This window comes from Serinicoccus shuyuelongi (assembly GCF_045032955.1).
Lineage (GTDB): Bacteria > Actinomycetota > Actinomycetes > Actinomycetales > Dermatophilaceae > Ornithinicoccus.
Genome location: NZ_JBJFZU010000003.1, coordinates 348,502 through 372,785 on the forward strand (window position 1 = coordinate 348,502; position 24,284 = coordinate 372,785).

A 24,284-nucleotide genomic window follows, 5' to 3' on the forward strand; every position below is an offset into this window, starting at 1 on the left:
ACCGCACACGCTCCGGACCTGCGTCCTTCCGCCGCAAGTGACGCAGGCCGCTCACACCCCGGCGCCACGCTGTGTGCTCGTGTCGGGGCGTTTTTCATCACCGGACGGCGTCACCCCGCAGCGCAGCCCGGAGGAGCGCCGCCACGCTCTCCTGGCTCACCGGCCGAGGGTTGGAGTCTGGAATCGCCGCTGTCGCCAGCTCGGCGGCAAGATCCACGTCGTCCTCGGTGAGGCCGATCTCGCCGAGCGAGCCGGGCGCACCCACCTCTCGGGCGAGGTCCCACAACCCCGAGGCAGCGTGGGGGGTCCCGAAGGCCTCGGCGATGCGGGCCTCGGAGTCCGGGTCCGCTTCGCTGTTGTAGGCAGCGACGTAGGGCAGCACCACCGCATGGGTCGGGGCATGGGGCAGGTTGAACGTCCCGCCCAGGACGTGGCAGATCTTGTGGTGCATCCCGGCCCCCGCCGAGGCCAGGGCGACCCCCGAGAGGTAGGTGCCGTAGAGCACCCGCTCGTGAGCCTCCAGGCCCTCCGTGCCGGCCCGGAGGCCACGCAGCCCCGGGACCAGCGCGCGCATCCCCTCGCCGGCCATGGCCCGGTTGATGGGGTCGGCGTGCGGGGCCCACAGGCTGTCCACGGCGTGGGCCAGGGCGTTCAGGCCGGAGTGGACCGCGAGGTCGGTCGGCAGACCCTGGGTCAGGGTTGCGTCGTAGACCACGACTCTGGGCAGCACCCGGGGGTCGGTCCCGGTGGTCTTGCGCTCGTCCTCGGTCATCCCCCAGATGTCGGTCGCCTCCGACCCCGAGAAGGTGGTGGGCACCGCGACGACCGGCAGCCCGGTGTCGCGGGCGATGATCTTGGCGAGCCCGGTGGCCGAACCGCCGCCGATGGCGACGACCGAGTCCGCGTCCACCTCCTGGGCCAGGGCGACCGCATCCCGGGCCCGCTCCGCCGGCACGTGCTGGACGACCTCACGGATGCGGCCCACGACGGCGAACTGCTCGCAGATCTGGTCCACGACCTCAGCAGCGTGACCGCCTCCCACGAGCAGCGGCCGTGAAGACCCCAGGTCATGCAGGGCCGCGGCGATGTTCGTCGCGGCCGCTCCGGCGCCGAAGAGCACCCGCTGACCCAGGGTGGTGTGGTTGAACCTGATCTCCATACGATCTTCTCCCTCGGGCTGCACCCGCGGTGCGGTCATGGGCGTGCGGTGTCACTGACGGTATGCCGCAGCAGCCGGGCGGTGAGCTCCGTCGCCGTCGTGGTGATCTGGTGCTCGGCGCCCGGTTCGATGAGCGAGGTGAGCTGAGCGCCCATACCTCGCAGCCAGTCCCCGGTCTGCGCCATCCGGGTGCGGGGCACCCAGGGGTCGGCCTCGCACCCGGCCAGCAGTGCTGGCGTCCCACCGAAATCACCTGAGAAGGAGACCTCCTCGTGCTCGGTCCCGACGTACCCACCGGTGAGGAGGACGAGGCCGGCATACCTGTCGGGGTGCAGGAGTGCCCAGTGCGCCAGCAGGCAGGCCCCCTGGGAGAACCCGAGCAGCACCACCTTGTCTGGCGGGTATCGCGCGGCCGCTAGGCGGCCGAGGTGCGCGTCGACCGCCTCGAGCGACCAGGCGAGCCACGGGTCGTCGTCCGGTCGCTCTTCCATGAAGCCGTACGGGTACCAGCTCTGCCCGGCTGCGGCCGGCGCGAGCCACCGAAGACCGTTGACGTCGAGGCGCTCCGCGAGGGCACGCATGTCGGCGGGGGACTGGGTGCGTCCGTGCACCGCGAGCACCGCGACCGGCGCGTCCTCCTCGCCCCAGCACTCCGCGCCCGCTGCCAGGTGAGGATTCTCCCCGGCGCGCGGTCGTGCTGGGGTAGCGGGGCTGGTCACACCTCGATCGGTTCGAGCTGAGACATGATGCTGCTGCGCTCGGACTCGAACTGGGGCGGCAGCATGAAGGCCTGGCCGAGCTCCTCGGGGGACTCGTCACAGTCCCAGCCGCCCTCGTTGTGGGTGACGGCCAGCTCGAACAGGGCGCCACCGGGCATCCGGACGTAGTGGGACTTGAAGTAGGTGCGGTCCTTCAGCTCGGAGATGTCGGTGTACCCGGCGCCCTCGATCTCGAACTTGACCTGCTCCTGGTTCTCCAGCGAGCCGAGGTTCCAGGCGAAGTGGTGGTAGGTGCCCGCACCGAACCGCCAGGTGCCCTGGTCGTCGGTGCGGTTGCCGCGCAGCTCGACCCAGTTGCCGTGCTTGGCGTCGCCGACCCGGAACCGGGCCAGGTCACCCTGCTCCTCAACGTCACCGGCCAGGAAGAACGCCTCCTGGCCGAAGTCGACCGAGCGGTCTTGGTCGTAGACGTGGATGCCGATGCCGTGGATGCCGTGGACCGCGTGCTCGCGGGTCACCCCCGCGGCCTCGTGGCCGACGCGGGGGTCGTCGTCACTCTCGATGAGCTGATACTCGATGCCGGACGGATGCGCGAATTCGAGCCGACGGGCGCCGAAGACCTCGACCGAGGTGCTGTCCACCTCGTGGTCGGCGAGCCGTTTCGCCCACCAGTCGAGCGAGCCGTGGGGCACGGCGAGCAGCACCTCGCGGGCCTGGTTGGTGCCCCGGCTGCCGTACAGGTTGGCCTGCTTCCACGGGAACGTGGTGATCACCGAGGACGGGTCGCCGTTCGCGTTGGAGTAGTAGAGGTGGTAGACGGGCTTCGAGCCGTCGTACAGCACGGTCTTCTTGATGAAGCGCATGCCGAGAATCTTGGTGTGGAAGTCGACGTCCTCCTGGGCGCCGGCGACCGAGAGCGTGACGTGGTGGGAGCCGTTGATGTACGTCATGGGGCGAATCTCCTTTGATGTGCACCCAGAGCGGTGACCGAGCCGATCGTCGGTCTTCGGACGCTAGCACTCGCCGTCTTGTCGGACAATAGTTTGGCTGTATGGCGTTCTTGTCCGGTTTGTGACCACGTCGTCCGGGGTTGGGCGCTAGGCTCGCGCGCATGACTGCAGCCACCACGCACCGGGAGGTCACGACCGAGGCCGCGCCGACGTCCCGGTCGGAGCGGGTCCACCAGGAGCTGAGCCGGCAGATCCTCGACCATCAGCTGGCGCCGGGGCAGCGCCTCATCGAGCGTGACCTCATCGACCGCTTCGAGGTGTCGCGGGCGACCGTGCGCGAGACGCTTCGCCAGCTCGCTGCCGAGGGGCTTGTCCAGATCCAGCCGCGGCGTGGAGCCGTGGTGCGGGCCATCGACAGTGACGAGGCGAGGGACCTCTACCGGTTGCGCGCCGCGATCGAGGGGTTGCTCGTCGAGTGCTTCGTCGAGCGCGCCGCCGTCGCTGATGTCCAGCAGCTGGAGGAGGCCCTGGACGCGCTCGAGGGCGCGGTCGAGGCCGGGCTTCCGGCCTCGGAGGTGATGCGGGTCCGTGATGCCTTCTACGAGGCCTTGTTCGCCGGTGCGGCGAGCACCGTGCTGCGCGAGGAGCTGGGGACGGTCCAGGCGCGGGTGCGGGTCCTGTGCGTTTCCAGCCTGTCCGAGTCCGGTCGCGGCGCGACGGCGGTCCGCGAGCTGCGGGCGGTGACCCAGGCGATCATCGAGTGTGACGGTCCGCGCGCAGCCGCCCTGATGCGGGAGCACATCGCCTTCGCAGCTGCGGCCACGCTGCGCACCCTGCCGCGTCCCGACTGAGGTCGCACATTCGGTACACCAGGAAGGAGGACCCGTGGACGAGCTCTGGACGCTCCTGCTGGTCGTCGCCGTGGCCATCCCCATGTTCCTCCTCGTGCGCTGGCTTGCGGCCCGTCGAGCCGTCGCAGCAGCGCGACGCCGACGTGACGGGCCCGGGCAGTCCTCGCGCTGAACTCGTCGGTGCAGGCCCGGGGCGTACCCTCCGAAGGACCGGGACCGTTCAGGTCTCGCCATCAAAGGGCACGTCATGCCGCACCCGTCTCCGTCCACCGCACCGGCATACCGAACGGCAGGATCGGAGGACCTCCTCTCCGTGGGGGTGATGGCGCACTCCCGCAAGGAGAACGAGCACCGGCTACCGATCCACCCCGAGCACCTGCACCGGATCGAAGCCGACCTGCGCGCGCGGCTCTTCATGGAGCAGGGATACGGCCTCCGATTCGGGATGTCCGACGAGGAGCTCGCCACCCACGTCGGGGGCGTCCGGTCCCGGGCCGAGCTGATCGCGGAGTGCGACGTCATCCTCCTGCCCAAGGTGCAGGCCGAGGACCTCGCTGAGCTGCGGGACGGGCAGATCGTGTGGGGGTGGCCGCACTGCGTCCAGGACACTGAGCTCACCCAGCAGGCCGTCGACCGGCACCAGACCCTGATCGCCTTCGAGGCGATGAACCACTGGTCGCGCAGCGGCAGCTTCCTGCTGCACGTCTTCCACAAGAACAACGAGCTGGCCGGCTACTGCTCCGTGCTGCACGCCCTCGAGCTCATCGGCACGACCGGGAGCTACGGCCCGAAGCGTCGGGCGGTGGTCATCGGCTTCGGTGCCACAGCGCGTGGCGCGGTCACGGGGTTGACCGCGCTGGGGGTCACCGACGTGCGGGTCCTCACCCAGCGCAAGGTTGCCGCGGTCGCCTCACCCATCCACTCGGTCGACATCGTCCACCTCGACCAGGACGAGGACCCGGCCCTGACGACCGTCGTGACTACCGAGGGCCCGGTGCCGCTGGCGCCCTACCTCGCCGACAACGACGTCGTCGTCAACTGCGTGCTCCAGGACACCGACGCACCGTGGACCTTCCTCACCGAGGAGGACCTGGCGCTGTTCCGTCCGGGGAGCCTGGTCGTCGACGTGTCCTGCGACGAGGGCATGGGGTTAAGCTGGGCGAAGCCGACGACCTTCGACGAGCCCACCTTCGTCGTGGGCGACAACATCACCTACTACGCGGTCGACCACACGCCGTCCCACCTGTGGAACTCGGCGACCTGGGAGGTCAGCGCGGCGCTGCTCCCGCACCTGCGCACGGTGCTGATGGGTCCGGAGGCATGGGCGGCCGAAGCGACGATCGACCGGGCCATCGAGATCCAGGACGGGGTGATCCGCAACCCCGCCATCCTGGCGTTCCAGGGACGTGCGGATGCATACCCGCACCCTCGTCAGTCCGTGGGGTAGGCCTGGGGGACCGGAGGCTGGGTCCGGAGGCGGATCTGCATGGCCATCTCCGCGATCCTGCACAAGGAGTAGACGCCGCACGACAGCATGATGATGCTGGTGATCTGCAGCATCAGGCCGATGACGGCCCACGGGGGGCCAGTCTCTTCACCGTAGAACGCAGGGTCGGACGGCAGCGCCAGTCCTGCCACCAAGAATGAGCCGAGATACAGACCCAAGCCGACGCTGACCAGGACAGCTGCCGCGGGGACCCCGTCGGACGGTCCGGAACCCTCGACGGCCTCGACGACGACACCGCTGCCCGGGCAGACCGCGCCCTTGACCACGTGGTCGCACAGCTGTCGGCTCTCCGTGAGTGGCATCGTCTGACCGCACTCCGGGCACGCGCCGCGGTACGTCGTCATGCTCATGATGTGTCCCCTGTCCCCGGTGTCCCTCACCTGCGCTGAGAGTAGACCCTGGCAAGGCCTTCAGGACGGCAACGTGACGTCGACGTCGGCGTGGCTCGTGGTCAATACCTCCGGCGACCCGCTCGCACCGCGAAGTCGTCGACGGCGTCGGTCAGTTTCCCGCCGACACCGGTAGGAGCCCGTGCTGGACCAGTCTGTTCTCCCGCACCATGACGTGGACCAGGGCGCGTCCGGTGCGGCCGTTGCCGTCGGTGAACGGGTGGATGGTCTCGAACTGGGCGTGGGTCACCGCGATCTGCGTCATGCGCGGGAGGTCGCTCCGCCGGGCGAAGGCGGTCAGATCATCAAGGAGCGGCATCAGGTGCGTGTGGTGCGGGGCCACGTGGTGCGCACCGACGGGGGTGGAGGCGAAGCCTCCGATCCACACCGGCTCCTCTCGCAGCACTCCGCCAGGATGCCGGGTGTAGCCCTGCATCACCTCGGCGAGTGCGATGGTGCGAGCCGATGCGGTGATGTGCTCGATGTCGGACGAGGCGATCGACTCGCCGCGGCGCGAACAGCAGGACGTCCGCGCCCATGGTCGCGTCGAAACGCGCCACCTCCGCAGCGGAGTCCTCGACTTCGGCAGACAAGGCAGGGGTCAGGTGCGAGACGGAAGGAACGACAGCGTCGTCATACCTGCCCTTGAGCGCAGCCGCTCGCTCGCGTCTGGTCAGGCCGACAGCACCCGCCCCTGGGTGCCACGGTTGCCGCTCCGTCCGGACGGCGAGACATCCATGGATCGTCTTACCACGTATGGGTACAAGTGGTAAGAAGTGCCCGTCCGGTGATCACCTCTCGCAGACGACCCCGTCGCTGTCGGCGTCGCGGTACCAGTCGTACTCCGGGTTCACGCCCGCGACGTAGGGCCCGTAGCCGTTGGCGATGGCCTCCTTGCAGGTGCCGAACTGCGGGTCGGTGCCGGCGTCGACCGGGGGCTCAGGCGTGACGGGCTGAGGTGCGACGGGCTGGGGGGCCACGGGCTCGGGCTGGGCCTCGCAGGAGTATGCCTGCGGGCTCGCGGCGTCGGCGGCCACATACTCCGCCTCGCGGTCGTGCCAGCCGTAGCCGTCGCGCGAGTCGTACCGGGCGATCGCCAGACCTTCCTGGATGAGCGTCAGACCCACGTCACGTCCGTCGACGTCGAGGTAGCGGATCAGTCGCCCGTAGCGGTCGATGCTGTCCGCGCCGGCCTTCACGAGCACCGCCTCGCGGTCCCGGGCGAGCTCCATCATCCGGGCGCCTGCCTCGTCATACCCGCACTCGCCCCGCTCCGGGGTGTCGATACCGGCGATCCGGATGCGAGCCCCGTTCGACACGTCCACGGTGTCTCCGTCCACGATGGAGACGACCGTCAGGGTCTCGGCCGCGGCCTTCTCCGCTGCTTCCTTCTCGGCAGCGGCCGCGGCCTTCTCTGCTGCTTCCTTCTCCTCGGCGGCTTTAGCCGCCGCCTCTTCCTCGGCAGCCTTCTTTGCGGCAGCCTCTCGCTCCGCAGCCTCGGCTGCAGCCGCTTCCTCCGCTGCCTTCTCCGCGGCGACGCGCGCATCCTCGTCGGCCTGGGCCTTCTCCGCCCGAGCCTGCTCCGCCTCGGCAGCAGCGATGTCGTCGGCCGACGTCTCCGACGAGTCATCGGGCACCGGCTCAGCAGCCGGCTCGCGTGCAGCTGTCGTCGCAGCCGGAGCTGCCTGCGCGACGGGCTCGGAGTCGTCGATCCCGATGAAGGCGATTGCGGCGATCGTGAGGACGATGAACCCGCCGACGATCACCCCCACGACAGCCAGCAGCCCGATGACGGCTTTGCGGAGCATGTAGTTCCCCTGACTTCACGCCCATTTTTCCGGCAGGGCGACGCACGGTTCCGACTCTTGTCGTGAACGCTTCAACAAACAGCGTGCTGAGCGGACCGTACATCATTTCTTTCGTCCTCGGTGAATGCCGGTGAAGGGCCGCCCGGATTCACCCCTCGCATTACGGGCGGAGGTCGGGTCGTCGCCGCTGCGCGGAACGTCGCTGGAAGACCATCCGCCGGATGACCCGCAGTGCGATCGCGACCATGACTGCGGCGGCGGCGATCGTCACCGGTCTCCCGCCCAGGTCCCGTGTCGAGGCGAGCACCAGCACTGCGATCGTGCCACCGCCGACCAGCAGCACGCCGAGCCACCAGAGCCATCCCGACCCCGGGGAGCGCCCCTTCACCTGATCGGCCATGGACCCACGGTATCCACGACTGACCGGAGCAGCATTGTCCGCCAGCCTGGGGATCGCCCTCTCACGCGTGACGTTTGTGCAGGAACGGTGTGACACATCCGTGGCCCTGGCGACGGATGTGTCACACCGTTCCTGCACAGGCATGGTCCGCAGTGAAGACCTGCCCCTTTCCGGGGAGCCCCTCGGTCACCACGGCACCCGCCCCGGCGGAATCTGCACCCTCTGCCTTGTCCACCCCAGCAGGCTCGATCTGGACGTCCCGCCACCGGAACGGCAGCCCCGCGGCCGCATTCACCCTGGCCCGGTCCATCAGCTGCACGTGCAGGTGCGGCTCCGAGGTGTTGCCGGTGTTGCCCAGCGCGGCCACCTGCTGCCCGGCCTCGACCCGCTCACCGGGCGTGACCGCGATCGAGCCGCGGCGCAGGTGGGCGTAGGCGCTGAAGGTCCCGTCGCCGTGGTCGAGCACCAGGTGGTTGCCGAGGATGAACCGCGGCCCCGCCAGCTCCCGCAGCAACCCCTCGACGGTGAGCATCCAGATGACCGCCGGCCAGCTGCTGCGCGAGCGCTGGTCCCGCAGGCCGTCGCTCGCGCGGACCACGGTGCCGGCGGCGACGGCATACACCGGCTCACCGAAGCAGGAGAAGCCGGAAGGGTTCCGCAGCCCGCCCGTCCAGCCGAGCGAGGTGTGGGCGTCGGTCGGCGCCGGGTGGAGGATGTCGATGGCATAGGTCTGGCCGTAGGCGTGGATCCCGTGGCTGGGTACCTTGTCGGCGGGGCTGTTCACCGCGATCCAGCGTCCCCGCACGGGCGCCTCCACCCACCGCGGCTCCGGGTTCTCCGGGCGCGGCGGGCGGACCAGGCTCAGGGCGTAGAACACGGGCGGTACCGCGAAGGACCACCCCGGCAGGTCCAGCGCGATCACCGCAACGAGCGAGACGATGAACAGCCGGGCCCACCAGGTCATCAGGCCCGCGAGCCGGCGTCTCATCGCCGACCCCCCAGGAGGGTGGTGAGCAGGGGGACGACGCTCTCGACGGGTACCTCGTAGTGGCTGCCCCGGTTGCGCAGCCAGCCGGCTGCGGTCAGCTGGCGCAGGTGGTGGTAGACCTGTCCGCTGGAGCCGATGCCCTCCACCTCGGTGAGCTCCCGCGGGGTGCTGGTGCCGTGCAGCACCTGGTGCAGGAGGCGGAGCCTGACCGGGTGGCCCAGGGCCGCCAGCCGATCCGCGATGTCGCCCCAGTCGTCGTCGAGCAGGTCCTGGGTGCCGGCGCCCAGCTGCCAGCGGGCACTCTGGCCCGCTGGCGTGTCGACCGAGCCGACGATCATTACCGCGCCGGGGGCAGGCACCCGGGCCTCGAGGCCCAGCAGGGCCCAGAACACGTCGGGATCGAGCGTGGGTCCGGTCGACGGCACGGGGGGATCAGCGGCGGCTGCCGTGTCGGGGGCGTCGTGGCCGGTGAGGCGCTGCTCGAGCGCAGCGACCCTGTCCTCCAGGGCGGCCATGCGGTCATCGTTCATGATCACGATATTACGGAATAGTGAGACCGTAGACAACTCTCGCCCTGCGAGCCCTCCCACGCAGGGCCCGGCGCCACTAGGCTCACGACCACCGTGACCGCACTCGACGAGGAGTCCGCCATGCCGATCGACAACCCCTTCTACACACCCGAGGTGCAGGGCGCCTACGAGCTCCACGGCCTCGGCCGGTTCGAGCTCGAGGAGGGCGGCGTCATACCGGACCTCCAGCTGGCGGTCGCCACCTACGGCGAGCTCAACGAGGCCAAGGACAACGCGATCCTCATCCCGACCTGGTTCTCCGGCACCCACCAGACCTGGGAGCTGACGTACATCGGCGAGGGCCGGGCGCTGGACCCCTCGCACTTCTTCATCGTCGTCGTCAACCAGATCGGCAACGGGCTCTCGACCTCTCCGCACACCGCCGACGGCGACATCGCCATGGCGGCCTTCCCGCACGTGCGCATCGGTGACGACGTCCGCGCCCAGGAGCAGCTGCTGCGGGAGGTCTTCGGCATCGACCGGCTCGCCCTCGTCGTCGGCGGCTCGATGGGCGCCCAGCAGACCTGGGAGTGGGCGGTCCGGTTCCCGGAGAAGGTGCAGCGGGCGGCGATGATCGCCGGCACCGCGCAGAACACCCCGCACGATGTCCTCTTCACCCAGACGCTCATGGACGCCATCACCTCCGATCCCGGCTGGAACGGCGGCGACTACGCCTCGCCGGCCGACGTCGGCGAGGGGCTGCGCCGGCACGCCGACATCTGGGCGGTCATGGGGCTGTCCACCGAGTTCTGGCGCTCCGAGTTCTGGCGGGGGATCGAGCTGCCGGATGTCACCTGGGACACCTTCGAGGAGTTCCGCGACCGGTTCCTGCGGCCCACGTTCGCCGCGATGGACCCGAACGCGCTGCTGAGCATGGGATGGAAGTGGCAGCGTGGCGACGTCGCCCGGCACACCGGCGGTGACCTCGCGGCCGCCCTCGGGCGGATCACCGCGAAGACCTTCGTGCTGCCGATCGACGAGGACATGTTCTTCCCGCCGCGCGACTGCGCCCGCGAGCAGGAGCTCGTGCCCGGCAGCGAGCTGCGCACCCTGCACTCGGTCGCCGGCCACTTCGGGCTCTTCGGGTTCGAGGAGTCCTACCTCGCCGAGCTGGACGGCCACCTGAGGGAGCTGCTCGCCATGGAGGTCTGACGTACACCGTGGTCTGACGTACAGCGAGGTCTGACGTATCTGGGCGGGCGGTGCCCGCTCTCCGGGGTATGCCCCCTCCCGCACCCAGCGCCGCCGGTGCCCCGATCGAGCCGCTCCCCACCGCGGTCACCGGCTTCGTCGGTGCGGCGGACACAGGGCCGGTCGACACCCCGGTGACGGTCACCAGCGCCGCCGCCTACCACGCGACCTTCGGGCCCAGCCTCGACGCGGACCGCCCGCTCGGGCATTCCGTCGACCTGTTCTTCGCCAACGGGGGTCGGCAGGCCGTCGTCGTCCGTGCCGCCGGACCTGACCCTGCGCAGCTGGTGCCGGCCGACGGTCCTGGTGGAGTGCACGCCCTGGACGGCTCCGGCGTCACCGTGCTGGTGCTGCCCGGCGTCACCGCCGCCCACGCCGAGCAGGTGGGGGTCGCGCTCGCGCGGTGCGCGGCATACCGGGCGGTGCTGGTGCTCGACCTGCGGCCCGGGCCCTGGACCCAGGACGTCCGTGCCACGGTCGAGCGGGTGGGTGAGCACCGGGAGCGGGCGGCGGCATACCACCCGTGGATAGTCGTCGACGGAGTGAGCGTGCCACCGGGCGGGGCGGTCGCCGGGGTGATCGCCCGCACCGACGCCGAGCGCGGGGTCTGGAAGGCGCCCGCCGGGGTCGGGCTGCACGGGGTCGACGCGCTCACCGAGGCGATCGACGCCCGCGGTGCCGAGGAGCTGACCGGGGCCGGGGTCAACGTGCTGCGCGAGTTCCCCGGCCGGGGGAGTCTGGTGTGGGGCGCGCGCCTGGTTGCCGGGGCACAGAACGGTGACCCCGCCGCGCGGTACCTGTCGGTGCGGCGGCTCACCGACCACGTGCTGACCTCGGTGAGTGTCGGGCTCGGGTTCGTGCGGGACGAGCCGAGCGCGGAGGTGCTGTGGACGCGGGTCCGGCAGCTGACCGAGGACTTCCTGCACCGGCTGTGGCTGCAGGGGGCGCTCGCCGGCGTGCGGGTGGAGGAGGCCTACGGTGTCCGGTGCGGGCAGGGGGAGACGATGACCGAGGCCGACGTGCGCGCAGGGCAGGTGGTGCTGTCCCTGTGGGTGGCTCCGGTGCGGGCCGGCGAGTACGACGCGCACACGCTGCGGTTCCAGGCTCGTCCGTCCTCGCAGCCGAAGACCGGCACGACACCGGTGCTCGCGGTGGACCTGGGCCAGGTGGTCTCGCGGTACATCGGCGAGACCGAGAAGAACCTCTCGCGAGTGTTCGACCGTGCCGAGGGGAGCGGGCTGGTGCTCGAGTTCGACGAGGCGGATGCGGTGTTCGGGAAGCGCACCGAGGTGCGTGACACGCACGACCGGTATGCCGGTCAGGAGACCGCTCGGCTCGTCGAGCGGATGGCGAAGGAGCGGGGGATTCCGGTGCGGTGGCGCCGTTGGCCCTCCGACGGTCAGGGCTGAGCTGTCCGGCGGCGTAGCGGACGTCGACGGCTTGCCCGGGAGGCCACACCTCAGGCAGATGCGACCTCGGTGCTCTGCCGGCGGGTCAGCGTCAGGTGCAGGCTCAGGGCCGCGTAGTAGACGACATACCCGCCGGACACGACGATCAGCCACACGCTCGGCGACGGGTACTGCGCCAGGATCACGGCATACAGGACGAGCCACAGCGTCGTCAGCGTCATCGTCGGCCACCAGGCGATCTCGGTGCGGGACGGGTACACGTACTTGATGGGGACGAAGACCATCACCGTGAGCACCAGCAGCACGGTCGTGGTGACCGCCACCCCGGCGCTCAGCACCACCAGGTAGAAAGCGGCGATGTTCCAGTAGCTCGGGAAGCCGAGGAAGAAGTGGTCCTCGGTCTTGGCGTCGCTGCGGCAGAACTGGTAGCACGACGCCAGCAGCGGGACCGAGGCGACGACTCCGCCGAGCCAGCCTCCGGGCAGGAAGCCCGCGCTCCACAGCAGCACCATCGGCGCGAAGGCATACGTGATGTAGTCGATGATGTTGTCCAGCAGCGCCCCGTCGAAGCCGGGCACCAGCTCCTTGACGCGGAAGTGCCGGGCGAGGAAGCCGTCGGTGCCGTCGACGACCATCGCGGCGAGGAAGAGCCAGAGGACCAGCTCGACCTCACCGGCGTAGGAGAAGTGGACCATGAGCAGCGCGAGCACGGCGCCCAGGGCGGTGTAGACGTGGACAGCCACCGCCGCCAGGCGTGGGGGCGCGCTGGCGGACAAAGAACTCATGACCTCGACCCTAGTGGGCCGGGTACCGTGAACCCGGTTGGACATCCAGGGAGGAACGTATGAAGGAGATCGTCGGTCTGCCGGGGGAGGAGTCGGCCTACCGCGACCCGAAGGTCCGCAAGGGCATGCTCAAGGACATCCGGCTCGCGCTGCGCCGCAAGCTGCTGCCGGGGGAGACCGTCCAGGGACTGTTCATCGCCTACCGGATCCGCCGCAGCGTCTCCGCCCTGGTCGTCACCGACCGGCGGCTGCTCACCCTGGGTGACGTCTCGGTCGGTATGCCCGTGGTCGACGACCTCGACCGGAGCCAGGTCACCGAGGTGACCATCGAACGGCACAAGGTGTTCTCCACCGGTGCCGTCGTTGCCGTCACCCCGGACGGGCCGGTCGGTCTCGGGACCCTGGACTACGGCAAGGAGACCTTCAACAAGCTCGAGGAGATCCTTGCCCAGGACGGTTCCGCCGGTATGCCGCTCATCCCCACCCCGTCCGCCCGGCGCCCGGGCGTGGAGACGGTGCAGGACGGGCCTCAGGGCCACCTGCCTCTCACCCCGCCGGCCGGCGGGGTGCCGCCGCAGCACCCGCTGGTCGCCCAGCTCAGCGCTCTGGCAGACCTGCACGAGCGTGGCGCGCTCGACGACGACGAGTTCGCCGCCGCCAAGCAGAAGCTGATCGCCGAGTGGCCATGACGCCCCCGACCGTCCCCCTCGTCACGGTCGACGGTGTCGACCCGGCCCTGGTCGCCCGTGACCTGACTCGCGTCGTCGTCCGCGACCGAGGGGGACGCCCGGTCCGCCTGCGGGTGGAGCTCAGACACAGCCCGGAGGGGCACGTCCACCCGTCCGGCGCAGACGCATTCATCGGCTCGTCCCTGCGCGTCACCCTCGCCACCTCGTCCGGGCCCGACACCGCCGGGTGGGAGTTCGAGGGACCCGTGGACGCGGTTTCCGTGCTGTGCCCGGAAGGCGGCCCACCGATGCTGATCCTCGAGGCGCACGACGCGCGGGAGGTGCAGCCCGCACCCCCGGCGCACCGGTCCTCGACCGCGATCCCCCTACAGCTCGGCCAGGGGCTGATCGCCGCCGGCGTGCGCACCGAGGCGGTCGGCGCTGTCACCGGAGGCGGGCCCCGACCCGGCCTCGGCAACGGAGTCTCCGCCGAAGCCGTCACCGTTCCCGGCCTGACCGTCGGCGGGACGGTCGTCCTCGCCGGGGTCGCCTCCTGGGTGGACGGTCGGGCATACCGGATCACCGCCGTCCGTCACCGCTTCGACGGAGTGCGCGGATCACGCACCCGGTTCCGGGCAGAGCCGGTCTGACGGCGCACCCGGCACGGAGCCCTGCTGCGCCGGACGCCCCGACGTCCTAGCTCAGGACGCCACCGAGGCCGCCCCCACCGCCCAGGTTGTTCATCAGATCCTTCGGGTCGAGGCCGTACTGCTCGAGCAGGCCGGCGTCCTTCTCGGTGTCCACCTGCTCGGGCATCTCGCTGTCCGCCTGACGTGCCTTGTCCTGGTCGCCGCGGGACTTCAGGAACTCGATGATCTGTGACTTGTCGATCTGCATGATGCGCCCTTCGTCGGGATGGGTCGTGTGTGCTCGACGCTATCGAGGCCCTCTCGGCCTGCAACTCGAACGACCCGCAGGGCTGCGACCCCCGTGATGCTCCCGGGATCCGGGCCCGCGATGCTTCAATGGCGCATGCACTCCAGGACCGTCAAGGCGAGCAGCTAGATGGCCCGGGACACAGGGTCTTCTCGACGTCGACCCTCTCGCCGTCGACCGGGAGCACACCGCCGACGTGGCACTCGACGGGTGCAACGGCTGTATGTCGGGGGCGCTCTTCTGCTGGTGCTCGTCGTCGGTGGGCCACAGCTCGTCCTATGGTCGGGAGAGCCGCTGGAGGCCAAGGAGTGCATCGTTGCCCACGCACCAGCAGCGACCGGGACGACGCCCTCGCCCGCACTGGCCAGTGTGGACGCCGCGGCATACCCCGGGGGGTTGGACCAGGAGGGCGGTGTCGTCTCCGACGCGAGCTGCCTGACCCGGACGGAGGTCTTCGGGGTGGTCCGTCCGGTGGACGAGGCCGGCGTCCGCACCGCGCTGGCCTACGCGCAGGAGCAGGACCTGTCGGTCTCGGTGGGCGGCACCCAGCACGCCATGGGGGGTCAGGCCTCCCACCCCGGAGGTCTGGTGGTGGATATGCGCGGTCTGGACGGGATCACGGTCGACGAGGATGCGCGGACCGCGACCGTGCAGGCGGGCGCGACCTGGCACCAGGTCCTGGAGGCGGTCCACCCGGTCGGACTGTCGGTGATGACGATGCCCGGCATCGACGTGCTCAGCGTCGGCGGGACGGTCTCCGCCAACGCGCACGGCCTCGACTTCCGAGCCGGAAGCCTCTCCTCCACCATCCGTTCGATGCGGGTGATGCTGGCCGACGGCACCGTGCACCGGGTCGGTCCGGACGAGCGGCCAGAGCTCTTCCAGGCGGTCGTCGGCGGCTACGGACTGTTCGGGGTGATCCTGGACGTCGAGCTCGAGCTGGTCGACAGCGAGATGCTCGAGCTCCGTCAACAGGTGGTCACCGTCCAGGACTTCCCGGAGGTCTTCGCCTCGCGGGTAGCAGGCGACGACGACGTCCGGCTGACCTACACACACCTGTCCACCGCGCCCGGCAGTCTGCTGCAGGAGGCGATCGTCTACAGCTACGCGCGGGTGGAGTCGCCTGAGCCCGTGCCTCCGCTGCGGGAGCGTGCCTCGGACCGGGCCAGCCGTCTCGTCTTCAACCTGGCTCGGATCGGCGACACGGGGCAACGGGTGAAGTGGTGGGCACAGCGTGACGTGCTGCCGCACGTCCGCGGCTGTCAGCAGTCGCGCAACGAGGCGCTGCGCGAGGCCGAGGCGTGCATGGTCGGGCGGAACCAGGCCATGTTCGAGAGCCTGGGCTTCCTTCAGAACCGGCTGCCGCAGTACACCGACGTCCTGCACGAGTACTTCCTCCCGCACGACCAGCTCGTCCCGTTCCTCGACGACCTGCGCGACGAGCTCGCCCGGCACGACGCCCGGCTGATGAGCGCCTCGGTCCGGTCGGTCCACGCCGAGGACGTCGTGCTCGACTACGCCCAGGGGGAGAGGTTCTCGGTCGTGCTCTACCTGAGCCAGGGCGTCAGCGACGCGGGAAACGCGGACATGGCCGATCTGACCAGAGCCCTGGTGACGGCCTCCCTGGCCCGGGGCGGCACCTTCTACCTGCCCTACCAGCAGCACTACACCCGGGAGCAGGTGGCGCAGGCATACCCGCGGCTGGACGAGTTCTTCGCCGTCAAGCGACGGTACGACCCGGGTATGCGCTTCCAGAACAGCTTCTCAGCACGCTTCGCCTGACGGATGTGCAAGAACGGTGCGACACATCCGTCACCGTGGCGACGGGTGTGTCACACCGTTCTTGCACAGGTATGCCCGGAGCAGGGACGCCCCGCTCAGGCATCGATCACCCGAGCCAGGGCTGGACCCGCTCCAGGTAGCGCTCCGACATGGTGGCCACCACCTCGGCCCCGGGCGTCGCCCAGACGTCGGCGTTGAAGATCTCCACCTCGACGTCGCCGGCATACCCGGTCCTCGCCACCCAGCGGGTGAACGCCTCGAAGTCGATGTGCCCGTCGCCGACCATGCCGCGGCTGAGCAGCGCGTCCGGCGGCAGGGGAGTGATCCAGTCGCTGATCTGGTAGCTGGCGATCCGGTCGCCGGCGCGGGCGATCTGCTGCTCCACGCCCGGCTCCCACCACAGGTGGAAGGTGTCGACCACGACACCCACCGCGGACGCCGGGAACTGCTCGGCCATGTCCAGCGCCTGCTCCAGGGTGGAAACCACGCCCCGGTCCGCCGCGAAGATCGGGTGCATCGGCTCGATCGCCAGCACCACCCCCGCGGCCTCCGCGTCGGGCACCAGGGTCGCAACCCCGTCCAGGAACCTGCCCCGCGCGGCGTCGATGTCCCGGTCACCCTCGGGCAGCCCGCCGGGGACCAGCACCAGGGTCGGTGCGCCCAGGGTGGCGGTCTCCTCGATCGCGGCCCGGTTGGAGTCCAACGACTCCTGCCGAGCAGACCCCTCCGGCATCGTGAGGAACCCGCCGCGGCACACAGAGGACACCCGCAGACCGGACTCCTCGACCCACCGCCGGGCGGTCTCGAGGCCGACGTCGGCGACCGGTTCCCGCCAGACCCCGAGGCTGCTCAGCCCGGCGCTGACGCAGCCGTCGATCGCCTCGCGCAGGGTCCACTCGGCGCAGGTGCGCTGGTTCAGCGACAGCCGCGCCAGCCGCAGGTCGGTGGCCACCGATACGGCGCTCACCGGGACACCCCGGCCCCGCGCAGCACCAGGTCCATCCGGGACGCCGCCAGCTCCGGGTCGGGCAGCAGCCGCGCCTCGTTGGCCAGGGCGAACACCTCCGCCAGGTGGGTCACCGGGCGGGCGGACTGCAGCCCGCCGACCATGGTGAAGCCGCTCTGGTGCCCGGACAACCAGGACAGGAACGCGATCCCGGTCTTGTAGAACCAGGTCGGCGGTGCGAACACCAGCCGCGACAGCGGTACCGTCGGCGCCATCTCCGCCTCGTAGGCGTCCAGGTCACCGGCGTCCAGCGCGGCCAGCGCCGCGGACGCCGCCGGGGTGATCGCTGCGAACGCGCCGAGCAGCGCGTCGCTGTGCCGTTCGCCGTCGCCGCGGATGAGCTCGGGGTAGTTGTAGTCGTCCCCGGTGTAGAGGCGCACCCCCTCGGGCAGGGCCGCCCGCAGCGAGACCTCGTGCTCGGCGGACAGCAGCGACACCTTGACCCCGTCGATCCGGTCGGCGTGCCGCCCGACCAGCTCGAGGAACGTCGCGGTGGCGGTGGGGATGTCCTCGCTGCCCCAGTACCCGAGCAGCTGCTGGTCGAACATCGGACCCAGCCAGTGCAGGACCACCGGCGCGCTGACCTGGCTGAGCACCCGGTCGTACACCTGCAGATAGTCCTCGGCGCTGCGCGCGACCGCCGCCAGGTGCCGGCTCGCCATCACGATCACCTGGGACCCGGTGCCCTCCACGAAGGCGACCTGCTCCAGGTATGCCTCCGTGACGGCCTCCAGGTCCGCGCAGCGGGCGACGTGGTCGGTGCCGGCACCGGAGGCGATCCGGGCACCGGCAGCCTGCGCCTGCGTGGCGCTGCGGCTGACCAGCTCCTGGATCGCCGGCCAGTCCAGGCCCATGTTGCGCTGCGCGGTGTCCATCGCCTCCGCGACCCCGAAGCCGAAGTCGAAGAGGTGCTGACGGAACGCCAGGGTGGAGTCCCAGTCGATGGCGGCCGGCTGCCCGGGCCCGTTCTCCTGCCACGGGTCGGCCACCACGTGCGCGGCGGCGAAGGCGATCCGGGTGGAGAACCCGCCGGGGTGCTTCTCCCACTCCCGGGCCGGCTGCAGGGTGACGTCCCGCCAGGAACCGTCGGCCTGCGGCAGGCTGACCGTGCTCATGCGCGGACCTCGGTGATCGGCACCCGCCGCCCCTCGGCGGAGGAGCGCAGGCCCGCCTCGACCAGCTCCAGCCCGCGCACTCCGGACGCGAAGTCGTAGGGGTGCTTGCGGCCCTCGTGCAGGTCGATGAGGAAACGCTCCCACTGCGCCCGGAAACCGTTGCCGTGCTCCTCGGTGTCCGGCACCTCGGTCCACTGCGACCGGAAGTCCTGGTCGGTGGGCAGGTCGGGGTTCCAGACCGGGCGAGGGGTGACCACCCGCGGCTGCACCCGGCAGCCGAAGAGCCCGGCGACGGCGGACCCGTGGGTGCCGTCCACCTGGAACTCCACCAGCTCCTTGCGGTCCACCCGGACCGCCCACGAGCTGTTGACCTGGGCGATGATGTCGCCCTCCAGCTCGAAGATGCCGTAGGCCGCGTCGTCGGCGGTCGCCTGGAAGGGCTCACCGTTCTCGTCCCAGCGCTGCGGGATGTGGGTGACGGCCTTGGCGGTGACCGCCTCGACGGCACCGAACAGCCCCTCCATCACGTAGTTCCAGTGGCAGAACATGTCGAGCACCATGCCGCCGCCGTCCTCGGAGCGGTAGTTCCAGCTGGGCCGCTGGGTGGGGGTGAGGTCGCCCTCGAACACCCAGTAGCCGAACTCGCCGCGCACCGACAGGATCCGCCCGAAGAAGCCGGAGTCGATGAGCGAGCGCAGCTTCAGCAGCCCCGGCAGGTACAGCTTGTCGTGCACGACCCCGGTGGTCACCCCCGCGTCCTCCGCGGCCCGGACCAGGTCCATACCGTCCGCGACGGACTCCGCGATCGGCTTCTCGGTGTAGATGTGCTTCCCGGCGGCGATCGCCGACAGGATCGCGCCCTTGCGGGCCTGGGTGGTGGCGGCGTCGAAGTAGACGGTCGCGCTCTCGTCGGCCAGCGCGGCGTCGAGGTCGGTGCCGTACTCGGCGATGTCGTGCGTACGGGCCAACTTCTCGAGCTTTTCGAGGTTACGCCCGAGCAGCACCGGCTCCACCTGGATCCGGTCCCCGTTGGGCAGCTGGACGCCGCCGTCGTCGCGGATCGCCAGGATCGACCGGACCAGGTGCTGGCGGTAGCCCATCCGGCCGGTGACGCCGTTCATCAAGATACGGACGGTGTGCGTGGTCATCCTGCGTGTCCTTCGGTCGTGGGGGAGGCGGTGCCACCCGAGGTGGGGGAGGCGGGTGCGGTCGAGGCCGGTGCGGCCGTGGCCGCCGCCTCCTGCGGGCGTCCGCCGAGGTAGAGCTCGCCGAGCTTGGGGTCGTCCAGCAGCTGCCGGGCCGGGCCCTTGATGTGCACGCGACCGAGGTCGAGGACGAGGCCGATGTCCGCGGACTCCAGCGCCCGGCGGGCGTTCTGCTCCACCAGGAGCACCGCGGTGCCGGCGTCGCGCATCCGCACGACCTGCTCGAAGACGACCGCGGTGGCCTTGGGGTCCAGGCCCATCGAGGGCTCGTCCAGCAGCACCACCTTGGGGTCGACCATCAGCGAGCGGGCGAACTCGACCTGCTTCTGCTGCCCACCGGAGAGGGCCCCCGCGAGGGCGTCCCAGCGGTCGGCCACCAGCGGGAAGAGCGACTTGACGAACTCCAGCCGCTCCTGGGTCCGGGAGTGGTCCTTGACCGTGAACGCACCGAGCGAGATGTTCTCGCCGACGGTCATCTCACGGAAGACGCTGTGCCCCTGCAGGACGTGCGACAGACCTGCCCGCAGCATCTGCTGGGGCCCCTGCCCGGTGACGTCCTGGCCGTCCACGACGACCTTCCCGGCCCGGGGCGCCAGCATGCCGCTGGCCACCTTGAGCACGGTGGACTTGCCGGCGCCGTTGGGGCCGACCAGGCAGACGATCTGCGCCGGTGGCACCTGCACGGTCAGCCCGCGCAGCACCAGGGCGGCGCGGCCGTAGCCGGCCTCGACGTCGTTCAGCTCGAGAAGGAATTCAGACGCCAAGGTATGCCTCCAGGACGGCAGGGTCGCTCTGCACGAGCGAGGGTGGTCCGGCGGCGATCGCCGCACCGCGGTCGAAGACGATGACGTGGTCGCTGAGCCGCATCACCAGGTCCATGTTGTGCTCGACGACGATGAAGGTGCGTCCCTCCTTGTTCAGCTCGATGATCAGCGAGCTGATGCGCTCGATGAGCGAAGGGTTCACCCCGCCCGCGGGCTCGTCCAGCATGATCGTCTCGGGGTCGGTCATCAGCACCCCGGCCAGCTCCAGCAGCTTCTGCTGGCCGTAGGAGATGTCCCGGGCCTCGGAGCGCTCCAGGTGGTCGATGCCGACCCGGGCCATCAGCTCCCGTGCCTTCTCGACGTCCTCCGGCCGGCGGCCCGAGCCCAGCAGCTGGCCGATGCCGCGGGGGCGCACCCCGGCCAGCACGTTGTCCAGCACGCTCATCCGGGGGAAGATCCGGCACAGCTGGAAGCTGCGGCCGATCCCGGCCCTCGCGATCTGGTGGGAGGCCTTGCCGGTGACGTCCTTGCCCCGGTAGGTGACGGTGCCGGAGTCGGCCTTGATCATCCCGGTGACGCAGTTGAAGAACGTCGTCTTGCCGGACCCGTTCGGCCCGATCAGGGCGTTGATCCGGCCGTGGTGGAAGTCCACGTCGGCGCCGGCGACAGCCTGCACGCCGCCGTAGGCCTTGGCCAGGCCGCGCACCGACAGGCCGATCTCGTGCTCGGGGGTGGAACCCTCCCGCGTCGTGCTCGTGTCCACGCTCATTCCTTCCTCCCGGAGGTTCCGGTGAGCGACGCCTCGGCGTCGGATGAATCGTGCGTCCCGTCGTCCGATGACGTCCCGGGTATGCCGGTGCCCGCCTTGTTCTTGTCGGCCAGCTCCTCGGCGCTCTGCTCCCGGATGGAGGTCGCGTCGGGACGCAGCCGGTTCAGCAGCTGGCCGAGGGTGGGCAGGATGCCTTCGGGCATGAAGAGCACCACGATCCCGAGCAGCAGGCCCAGGGCGACCAGGTGGAACTGGGTGTCGCCGAACTCCGCCTTGAAGAACTCCAGGGCGTAGCCGACGATGAACGCGCCCAGCGCCGGCCCGAACAGCGACCGGATCCCGCCCAGCAGGGACATCAGCACCATGTAGGAGCCGATGAGGATCGAGAACTGGAAGATCGGGTCCAGGAAGCCGAACCACAGGGCGTACATGCCACCGGCGAGGGCGGTGAAGAACGCCGAGATGACGTACACCGCCAGCTTGTAGCCGAAGGTCGGGACGCCCAGGCTCTGCGCCTTGTCCTCGTCCTCGCGGATGGCCTTCAGACCGGCCCCGAACCGGGAGCGGTCGATGGCCCACCAGGCGAGGAGCATGACGACCAGCAGCGCGACGTGCAGGTAGTAGAACCGCTCGTGCTGCTCGGGGCGGAGCACCTCGGGGCCGAACGGCCGGGGCACCCGCAGCCCGTTGGAGCCGCCGGTGACGTCCGACCAGCTCTGGAAGACCAGCAGCAGGATCAGCACCAGGGCGATGGAGACGATGACGAAGGAGGCACCGCGGACCCGCAGCGAGGCGAACCCGATCGGCACCGCGAACGCCGCGACGAGCAGGGCGCCCAGGAACAGGGCCGGCCACGACGGGACGTCGGCGCGCAGGATGAGCAGCGCGACGACATACCCGCCCAGGCCGGTGTAGGCGGCGTGCCCCAGCGACATGTAGCCGGTGAACCCGCCGACGAAGTTCCAGCCGGTGGCCATGCAGGCGTAGCTGAGGATGACCACGCCGACCGACAGGATGAAGGGGCCGGGACCGGTCATCGGGAAGAGGATCACCCCGAGCGCGGCGCCGAGCACCGCGACGACCTGCACGGTCCGGATGATGGTGTCAGAAGCGTTGCGCAAGGCGACCTCCAAAGAACCCGTGCGGGCGGAAGACGAGGGTGGCGAAGAGCACCACGTAGAAGATGGTCTGTGCCCAGGTCGTGCCCATCGGGATCTGCAGCAGCGACTGGCTGACGCCGAGGATCATCGCCGCGGCGGCGGCACCCGGGATGCTGCCCAGGCCGCCGACCACGATGATGGCCATCAGCGGGCCGATCCAGTGCCAGTGCAGCGAGGGGTAGATGGTGGCGTCCAGGGCCAGTGCCGTGCCGCCGATGGCGGCGGTGGCCAGGCCGACCCCGAACCCGTAGCCGGCGACCTTGCGGGTGTCGATCCCGACCAGCTCGGCGGCCTCCTTGTTCTGGATCGTGGCCCGCAGGGCCTGCCCGAAGCGGGTCTTCTTGAGGACCAGGTAGAGGACCGTCAGCGACACCGCGGCGAGCACGAAGGCGATCAGCTTGACGACCGCGATCTGGGCACCGAAGAACTCGAGGCTCGAGCCCGAGTAGGGCAGCTGGATGCGCCGCTGGGTGCCGGTGAAGACGAAGCCGATCGTGCCCTCGATGGTCAGCGCCACCGCGAAGGTGAGCAGCACCGACATCATCGTCAGGGTGGCCGGCTTCAACCGGGAGAGCAGCACCCGCTGCATCAGCACGCCCAGCACGAAGAACAGCGGGACGGTGCCGATCAGCGAGACCAGCGGGTCGATGCCCGTGGTCGAGGTGAACCACCACGCCAGGTAGGCGGCGAGGATGAGGAACGCCGAGTGGGCGATCATCACCACCCGCATGACCCCGAAGTACAGGGTGAGACCGGAGGCGAGCAGCGCGTACAGCCCGCCGAGCAGGATGCCGAGGATGAGGCTCTGGAGGAGGAGCGCCATCACCACTCCGGCTTGGGGAAGATCAGGTCAGCCTCGGCGGCCTCCTCGGGCAGCACGATCTGGATCTCCCCGTCGACGTACTGCTGGACCAGGTGGGCACCCTGCGGGCGGCCCTCCGCGTCCCAGGTCAGCGGACCGACGACCGTCTGCACCTCGTTGTCGCGCAGCCAGTCGATGAGCTGCTGCTGGCACTCCGGGCTCGGGTCGGCGCAGCCGACACCCTCGACCGCGGCGGCGACGACCTGACCGGTGGTCCAGGCGTTGGCCTCGTCCTCGTTCGGCTCGGAGCCGTTCTCCTCGGTGAAGTACTCCACGAACTCCTGCGTGGTCTCGTACGTCGCCTCGGGGGTGAACCCGGTCGGGGCCATGATGCCCTCGGTCTGGTCACCGATCGCGGCGGCGAACTCGGGGTTGGTGGGCGCCGTGGAGAAGGCCGCCATGTCCGGCTGGTAGTCCAGCTGCTGCAGCGAGATGATCAGGTTGACCGCGTCCTGGTACTGCGAGCCGCCGACCACGATGTCCGCGTCGCTGGAGGCGATCTTGGCGGCGATCGAGGAGAAGTCGGTGGTGTTCGGCGGGTAGACCTCGTCCACCACGGTCTCGACGCCCATCTCCTCGAGCCGGGCCTTCAGGCCGTAGGCCGTGCCCTGGGCGAAGGGGTCGTCCATCGCCGCGAAGGCGGCCGTCTCCGGGCGCTCGCCCTCGGGCATCGCCTCGATGTAGTCGGCCAGGTAGTTGTAGTGGTCCTCGGCGACCGCAGGGGCCGCGTAGAAGAGGTTGGTGAAGCCCTGGGTGAAGACCTCCTCGGCCGCGCCCGCGGGCTCGACGAAGAGGAAGCCGTAGTCCAGCGCGACCTGCGCGGCGGGCACCACCAGACGGGTGGAGAACGGACCGAAGACGAGGTCCACGCCGTCCTGGTTGATGAGCTTCTCGTAGTCGGAGGCGACCCGGTCCGCGTTGGACTGGTCGTCCAGGATGGTCAGCTCGACCTGGCGGTCCAGCAGGCCGCCGTTCTCGTTCACGTAGGCGGCCCAGGCCTCGTAGCCGCGCTGCACGCCCTTGCCAGGCTCGGAGAAGTCTCCGGTCAGCGGCAGCGAGATGCCGATCTGGATGGGTCCGTCCTCCTCCTCGCCGGAGGCCCCTGAGCCGTCACCTCCCGCGGACGGATCATCGATCCCACAGCCCGTGACCGTGAGACCTACGACTGCGGTCGTGGCGACCGCCCATCGGCGAATGCTTGTTGTCATGACCCTCGCTCCTCGTTGAACGTAAGCGTTTGCGTAACCGCTTCCGTAGACAATAGGTGCTGACCTAGGATGAGGCAAGAGCCG

General features: G+C 70.2%; 27 protein-coding genes. 8 read left to right on the top strand and 19 right to left on the bottom strand.

What is annotated here, in order from left to right:
* Positions 1–97: 97 nt before the first annotated feature.
* Genes ACI3EY_RS05980 through ACI3EY_RS05990 form a run of 3 tightly spaced genes read right to left on the bottom strand, consistent with a single transcriptional unit; the run spans position 98 to position 2,828 of the window.
* Positions 98–1,159 (bottom strand): maleylacetate reductase, encoded by a 1,062-nt coding sequence (locus tag ACI3EY_RS05980; RefSeq protein ID WP_405039754.1) that lies wholly within the window; start codon positions 1,157–1,159, stop codon positions 98–100.
* Between the two features lie 35 nt (positions 1,160–1,194).
* Positions 1,195–1,878 (bottom strand): alpha/beta hydrolase, encoded by a 684-nt coding sequence (locus ACI3EY_RS05985; RefSeq protein ID WP_405039755.1) that lies wholly within the window; start codon positions 1,876–1,878, stop codon positions 1,195–1,197.
* Positions 1,875–2,828, bottom strand: coding sequence for a VOC family protein (locus ACI3EY_RS05990; RefSeq protein WP_405039756.1), 954 nt, complete (start codon positions 2,826–2,828; stop codon positions 1,875–1,877). The genes ACI3EY_RS05985 and ACI3EY_RS05990 overlap by 4 nt, the downstream gene beginning before the upstream one ends.
* A gap of 161 nt (positions 2,829–2,989) precedes the next feature.
* Here ACI3EY_RS05990 and ACI3EY_RS05995 point away from each other — a divergent pair, with 161 nt between their 5' ends.
* The 3 genes from ACI3EY_RS05995 to ACI3EY_RS06005 all read left to right on the top strand — a co-directional run bounded on the left by ACI3EY_RS05995 (position 2,990) and on the right by ACI3EY_RS06005 (position 5,126).
* Positions 2,990–3,679 carry a GntR family transcriptional regulator gene (locus tag ACI3EY_RS05995; protein WP_405039757.1) on the top strand — a complete coding sequence of 230 codons (690 nt, stop codon included), beginning with the start codon at positions 2,990–2,992 and terminating at the stop codon, positions 3,677–3,679.
* Positions 3,680–3,713: 34 nt separating this feature from the next.
* Positions 3,714–3,851 carry a hypothetical protein gene (locus ACI3EY_RS06000; RefSeq protein ID WP_405039758.1) on the top strand — a complete coding sequence of 46 codons (138 nt, stop codon included), beginning with the start codon at positions 3,714–3,716 and terminating at the stop codon, positions 3,849–3,851.
* Between the two features lie 75 nt (positions 3,852–3,926).
* Complete coding sequence (locus ACI3EY_RS06005) at positions 3,927–5,126, top strand: N(5)-(carboxyethyl)ornithine synthase (protein ID WP_405039759.1); 1,200 nt, start codon at positions 3,927–3,929, stop codon at positions 5,124–5,126.
* Here the strand turns inward: ACI3EY_RS06005 and ACI3EY_RS06010 are convergent.
* From ACI3EY_RS06010 to ACI3EY_RS06035, 6 genes are all read right to left on the bottom strand, one after another.
* Positions 5,111–5,536 (bottom strand): hypothetical protein, encoded by a 426-nt coding sequence (locus tag ACI3EY_RS06010; protein WP_405039760.1) that lies wholly within the window; start codon positions 5,534–5,536, stop codon positions 5,111–5,113. The two genes, ACI3EY_RS06005 and ACI3EY_RS06010, sit on opposite strands and share 16 nt — an antisense overlap.
* Before the next feature lie 151 nt (positions 5,537–5,687).
* Positions 5,688–6,011 carry a Fic family protein gene (locus ACI3EY_RS06015; RefSeq protein WP_405039811.1) on the bottom strand — a complete coding sequence of 108 codons (324 nt, stop codon included), beginning with the start codon at positions 6,009–6,011 and terminating at the stop codon, positions 5,688–5,690.
* Positions 6,012–6,366: 355 nt separating this feature from the next.
* Positions 6,367–7,347, bottom strand: coding sequence for a thermonuclease family protein (locus ACI3EY_RS06020; RefSeq protein WP_405039761.1), 981 nt, complete (start codon positions 7,345–7,347; stop codon positions 6,367–6,369).
* A 196-nt stretch (positions 7,348–7,543) separates the two neighbouring features.
* Entirely contained in the window at positions 7,544–7,783 is a 240-nt protein-coding gene (locus tag ACI3EY_RS06025) for a hypothetical protein (protein ID WP_405039762.1), read from the bottom strand.
* A gap of 121 nt (positions 7,784–7,904) precedes the next feature.
* Positions 7,905–8,771, bottom strand: coding sequence for a M23 family metallopeptidase (locus ACI3EY_RS06030; protein ID WP_405039763.1), 867 nt, complete (start codon positions 8,769–8,771; stop codon positions 7,905–7,907).
* Entirely contained in the window at positions 8,768–9,301 is a 534-nt protein-coding gene (locus ACI3EY_RS06035; protein WP_405039764.1) for an ArsR/SmtB family transcription factor, read from the bottom strand. The genes ACI3EY_RS06030 and ACI3EY_RS06035 overlap by 4 nt, the downstream gene beginning before the upstream one ends.
* Before the next feature lie 93 nt (positions 9,302–9,394).
* Between ACI3EY_RS06035 and ACI3EY_RS06040 the strand changes: the two genes are divergently transcribed.
* Together ACI3EY_RS06040 and ACI3EY_RS06045 are read left to right on the top strand one after the other, a co-directional pair.
* Complete coding sequence (locus tag ACI3EY_RS06040) at positions 9,395–10,492, top strand: alpha/beta fold hydrolase (RefSeq protein ID WP_405039765.1); 1,098 nt, start codon at positions 9,395–9,397, stop codon at positions 10,490–10,492.
* Between the two features lie 68 nt (positions 10,493–10,560).
* Complete coding sequence (locus ACI3EY_RS06045; RefSeq protein ID WP_405039766.1) at positions 10,561–11,940, top strand: phage tail sheath family protein; 1,380 nt, start codon at positions 10,561–10,563, stop codon at positions 11,938–11,940.
* Between the two features lie 50 nt (positions 11,941–11,990).
* On the opposite strand, the gene ACI3EY_RS06050 is transcribed toward ACI3EY_RS06045, so the two are convergent.
* The gene (locus tag ACI3EY_RS06050; RefSeq protein WP_405037995.1) at positions 11,991–12,725 is read right to left on the bottom strand and encodes a CDP-alcohol phosphatidyltransferase family protein; all 735 of its coding nucleotides are present in this window, start codon (positions 12,723–12,725) and stop codon (positions 11,991–11,993) included.
* 59 nt (positions 12,726–12,784) lie between these two features.
* Here ACI3EY_RS06050 and ACI3EY_RS06055 point away from each other — a divergent pair, with 59 nt between their 5' ends.
* Together ACI3EY_RS06055 and ACI3EY_RS06060 are read left to right on the top strand one after the other, a co-directional pair.
* Positions 12,785–13,414, top strand: coding sequence for an SHOCT domain-containing protein (locus tag ACI3EY_RS06055; RefSeq protein ID WP_405039767.1), 630 nt, complete (start codon positions 12,785–12,787; stop codon positions 13,412–13,414).
* Positions 13,411–14,043, top strand: coding sequence for a hypothetical protein (locus ACI3EY_RS06060; RefSeq protein ID WP_405039768.1), 633 nt, complete (start codon positions 13,411–13,413; stop codon positions 14,041–14,043). Before ACI3EY_RS06055 ends, ACI3EY_RS06060 begins: the two co-directional genes overlap by 4 nt.
* Positions 14,044–14,089: 46 nt before the next feature.
* Here ACI3EY_RS06060 and ACI3EY_RS06065 read toward each other — a convergent pair whose 3' ends face one another.
* Entirely contained in the window at positions 14,090–14,290 is a 201-nt protein-coding gene (locus tag ACI3EY_RS06065; protein ID WP_405039769.1) for a hypothetical protein, read from the bottom strand.
* Positions 14,291–14,539: 249 nt separating this feature from the next.
* Between ACI3EY_RS06065 and ACI3EY_RS06070 the strand changes: the two genes are divergently transcribed.
* Complete coding sequence (locus tag ACI3EY_RS06070) at positions 14,540–16,111, top strand: FAD-binding oxidoreductase (RefSeq protein ID WP_405039770.1); 1,572 nt, start codon at positions 14,540–14,542, stop codon at positions 16,109–16,111.
* Between the two features lie 106 nt (positions 16,112–16,217).
* Here ACI3EY_RS06070 and ACI3EY_RS06075 read toward each other — a convergent pair whose 3' ends face one another.
* Genes ACI3EY_RS06075 through ACI3EY_RS06110 form a run of 8 tightly spaced genes read right to left on the bottom strand, consistent with a single transcriptional unit; the run spans position 16,218 to position 24,200 of the window.
* Positions 16,218–17,078 (bottom strand): sugar phosphate isomerase/epimerase family protein, encoded by an 861-nt coding sequence (locus ACI3EY_RS06075; protein WP_405039771.1) that lies wholly within the window; start codon positions 17,076–17,078, stop codon positions 16,218–16,220.
* Positions 17,075–18,232: a dihydrodipicolinate synthase family protein gene (locus ACI3EY_RS06080; RefSeq protein WP_405039772.1), complete on the bottom strand. Its 1,158-nt coding sequence runs from the start codon at positions 18,230–18,232 to the stop codon at positions 17,075–17,077. The genes ACI3EY_RS06075 and ACI3EY_RS06080 overlap by 4 nt, the downstream gene beginning before the upstream one ends.
* Complete coding sequence (locus ACI3EY_RS06085; protein ID WP_405038002.1) at positions 18,229–19,380, bottom strand: Gfo/Idh/MocA family protein; 1,152 nt, start codon at positions 19,378–19,380, stop codon at positions 18,229–18,231. Before ACI3EY_RS06085 ends, ACI3EY_RS06080 begins: the two co-directional genes overlap by 4 nt.
* Positions 19,377–20,201: an ABC transporter ATP-binding protein gene (locus tag ACI3EY_RS06090; protein WP_405039773.1), complete on the bottom strand. Its 825-nt coding sequence runs from the start codon at positions 20,199–20,201 to the stop codon at positions 19,377–19,379. Before ACI3EY_RS06090 ends, ACI3EY_RS06085 begins: the two co-directional genes overlap by 4 nt.
* Entirely contained in the window at positions 20,191–20,964 is a 774-nt protein-coding gene (locus ACI3EY_RS06095; protein WP_405038004.1) for an ABC transporter ATP-binding protein, read from the bottom strand. Before ACI3EY_RS06095 ends, ACI3EY_RS06090 begins: the two co-directional genes overlap by 11 nt.
* Before the next feature lie 2 nt (positions 20,965–20,966).
* Positions 20,967–22,058, bottom strand: coding sequence for a branched-chain amino acid ABC transporter permease (locus tag ACI3EY_RS06100; protein ID WP_405039774.1), 1,092 nt, complete (start codon positions 22,056–22,058; stop codon positions 20,967–20,969).
* Between the two features lie 16 nt (positions 22,059–22,074).
* On the bottom strand, positions 22,075–22,953 hold the full coding sequence (locus ACI3EY_RS06105; RefSeq protein WP_405038006.1) for a branched-chain amino acid ABC transporter permease: 879 nt from the start codon (positions 22,951–22,953) through the stop codon (positions 22,075–22,077).
* Positions 22,953–24,200 carry an amino acid ABC transporter substrate-binding protein gene (locus tag ACI3EY_RS06110; protein WP_405038007.1) on the bottom strand — a complete coding sequence of 416 codons (1,248 nt, stop codon included), beginning with the start codon at positions 24,198–24,200 and terminating at the stop codon, positions 22,953–22,955. The genes ACI3EY_RS06105 and ACI3EY_RS06110 overlap by 1 nt, the downstream gene beginning before the upstream one ends.
* Positions 24,201–24,284 lie beyond the last annotated feature (84 nt).